General features: G+C 57.3%; 2 rRNA genes. Both read left to right on the top strand.

The annotated features are described in order from the left end of the window. Window positions 1–115 precede the first annotated feature (115 nt). Window positions 116–3006, top strand: a 23S ribosomal RNA gene (locus Q1A23_RS19545). A 107-nt stretch (window positions 3007–3113) separates the two neighbouring features. Next, a 5S ribosomal RNA gene (rrf, locus tag Q1A23_RS19540) occupies window positions 3114–3225 on the top strand. Window positions 3226–3283: the final 58 nt, after the last annotated feature.

Below are 3283 nucleotides of genomic sequence, written 5' to 3'. Positions count from 1 at the left end.
GAAGTTCTTTGACATGATGGGAGAGAGAAAATAAAGTAACATAGTTTAGGCTGTCGCAAGACAGCCCATGCATGAACGAGCGAAGAGGCGGGCCGCCTGAGTGATCAGGCGGCCCGGGAACGCAGAGAAGGGCGCATGGGGGATGCCTAGGCTCTCAGAGGCGATGAAGGACGCGACAAGCTGCGAAAATCCGCGGGGATCGGCACATACGATGTGATCCGCGGGTGTCCGAATGGGGCAACCCGGCTGGTTGAAGACCAGTCACCCTACGGGGGGCGAACCCGGGGAACTGAAACATCTAAGTACCCGGAGGAAGAGAAAACAAGAGTGATTCCGCAAGTAGTGGCGAGCGAACGCGGAACAGCCCAAACCGGGCCTGTCACGGCAGGGCCGGGGTTGTAGGACCACGACGTGGGACCGGAAATTGAAGCGAAAGCGCCTGGGAAGGCGCACCGGAGAGGGTGAGAGTCCCGTTCGCGTAAGCTTTCCGGCCCTAGTGGGATCCTGAGTAGGGCGGGACCGGAGAAATCCCGCCTGAATCCAGCGGCACCATCCGCTAAGGCTAAATACTCCTGAGAGACCGATAGTGAACCAGTACCGTGAGGGAAAGGTGAAAAGCACTCCGAATAGGAGGGTGAAACAGATCCTGAAACCATGCGCTTACAAGCGGTCGGAGCCCCTTCGTGGGGTGACGGCGTGCCTTTTGCATAATGAGCCTACGAGTTACTCCTCCCTGGCGAGGTTAAGTGCGTTGACGCACGGAGCCGCAGCGAAAGCGAGTCTGAACAGGGCGCACAGTCAGGGGGGGTAGACGCGAAACTTTGTGATCTACCCATGGGCAGGATGAAGTTTGGGTAAAACCAAATGGAGGTCCGAACCAGTTTACGTTGAAAAGTATTTGGATGACCTGTGGGTAGGGGTGAAAGGCCAATCAAACTGAGAAATAGCTCGTACTCCCCGAAATGCCTTTAGGGGCAGCGTCGCGGTCGAGTCATGTGGAGGTAGAGCTACCGATAGGACTAGGGGGAGTCACATCCTACCGAATCCTGACGAACTCCGAATGCCACTTGATATACGCGGCAGTGAGGCGCGGGGTGCTAAGGTCCCGCGCCGAGAGGGAAAGAACCCAGACCGCCAGCTAAGGTCCCAAAGTCCACGCTAAGTTGAACAAAGGGGGTCCAGTTGCCTAGACAGCCAGGATGTTGGCTTGGAAGCAGCCATTCATTTAAAGAGTGCGTAACAGCTCACTGGTCGAGCGACAGGGCATCGATAATAATCGGGCATCAAGCATGGCACCGAAGCTGCGGATTGTATTTATACACTGGTAGGGGAGCATTCCAAGGGCGGAGAAGGCGTGCCGGCAAGGTGCGCTGGAGCGCTTGGAAAAGCAAATGTAGGCATAAGTAACGATAATGCGGGCGAGAAACCCGCACACCGAAAGACCAAGGTTTCCTGATCAACGCTAATCGGATCAGGGTTAGTCGGGTCCTAAGGCCGAGGCGAAAGCGCAGGTCGATGGACAACTGGTTAATATTCCAGTACCGGCACGTCATAGCGATGCGGTGACGGAGAAGTGAAAGGACGGCGCGCTGACGGAATAGCGCGTTTAAGGGCGTAGGTATATCCACGGTCGTGAAGTACGCCGCGGATGCTGAAACCCGAAAGTACCCCAAGGCCCCGGCCGCGGGGATCGTCCCTAATCAGGCTCCCTAGAAAACCCGCTAAGCGTTTAAATGGCTTGCCGCCCGTACCGCAAACCGACACAGGTGGTCGAGGAGAGAATCCTAAGGTGCTCGAGTGAATCACGGCCAAGGAACTCGGCAAAATGGCCCTGTAACTTCGGGAGAAGGGGCGCTTCCTCCAAGCGATTGGAGAAGCCGCAGTGAAAAGGCCCAGGCGACTGTTTAACAAAAACACATGGCTTTGCGAAATCGAGAGATGAAGTATAAGGCCTGACACCTGCCCGGTGCCGGAAGGTTAAGAGGGGATGTTAGCCGCAAGGCGAGGCATTGAATCGAAGCCCCGGTAAACGGCGGCCGTAACTATAACGGTCCTAAGGTAGCGAAATTCCTTGTCGGGTAAGTTCCGACCTGCACGAATGGTGTAACGATCTGGGCGCTGTCTCAGCCGTGAGCTCGGTGAAATTGTAGTCTCGGTGAAGATGCCGAGTACCCGCAACGGGACGGAAAGACCCCATGAACCTTTACTATAGCTTAGCATTGACGCTGGGTAACTCATGTGTAGGATAGGCCGGAGAAAGCGAAGCGGCGTCGCCAGGCGTCGCGGATTCGTCCTTGAAATACGGCCCTTGAGTTGCTTGGCGCCTAACCTCCCACAGGGGGGGACAGTGCTTGGTGGGTAGTTTGACTGGGGTGGTCGCCTCCAAAACAATAACGGAGGCTTTCAAAGGTACCCTCAGTACGCTTGGTAACCGTACGCAGAGCGCAATAGCACAAGGGTGCTTGACTGTGAGGCCCACAAGCCGAGCAGGGCCGAAAGGCGGATATAGTGATCCGGTGGTTCCGCATGGAAGGGCCATCGCTCAAAGGATAAAAGGTACTCTGGGGATAACAGGCTGATCTCCCCCAAGAGCTCATATCGACGGGGAGGTTTGGCACCTCGATGTCGGCTCGTCACGTCCTGGGGCTGGAGAAGGTCCCAAGGGTTCGGCTGTTCGCCGATTAAAGTGGCACGCGAGCTGGGTTCAGAACGTCGTGAGACAGTTCGGTCCCTATCTGTTGTGGGCGTCGGAGATTTGAGGGGTTCTGACCTTAGTACGAGAGGACCGGGTTGGACGAGCCTCTGGTGGACCTGTTGTGGCGCCAGCCGCAGCGCAGGGTAGCTACGCTCGGACGGGATAAGCGCTGAAAGCATCTAAGTGCGAAACCCGCCCCAAGATGAGATCTCCCTTTAAGGGCCGTGGGAGACGACCACGTCGATAGGTGGCAGGTGTAAAGCTGGAGACAGCAAAGCCGAGCCATACTAATTGCCCGAGCGCGTTCCAAGGCGCACAGCCGCGGGCCGAAGGGCCCGCCTCCTCGCTTCTCTCTCCCCAATCATGCTCAAGACAGACTTCAACAAGCCATCAGGCACGGCCAAGACCGTGCGAAGAGAATGGCGGCTATGGCTCCGGTGAGCACCTCTTCCCATCCCGAACAGAGAAGTTAAGCCCGGACGCGCCGATGGTACTGGGGTCACACCCGGGAGAGTAGGTGGCCGCCAACCCCAACACAGGAGCGCCCCGCACCCAAAACGTGCCGGGGCGCTCTGCGTTTACCCCCCC

Origin of the sequence: uncultured Pontibacter sp. (genome assembly GCF_947492645.1) — a bacterium.
In the GTDB taxonomy this organism is placed as follows: Bacteria; Bacteroidota; Bacteroidia; order Cytophagales; family Hymenobacteraceae; genus Pontibacter.
This window is presented reverse-complemented; position numbering and strand designations above follow the sequence as displayed.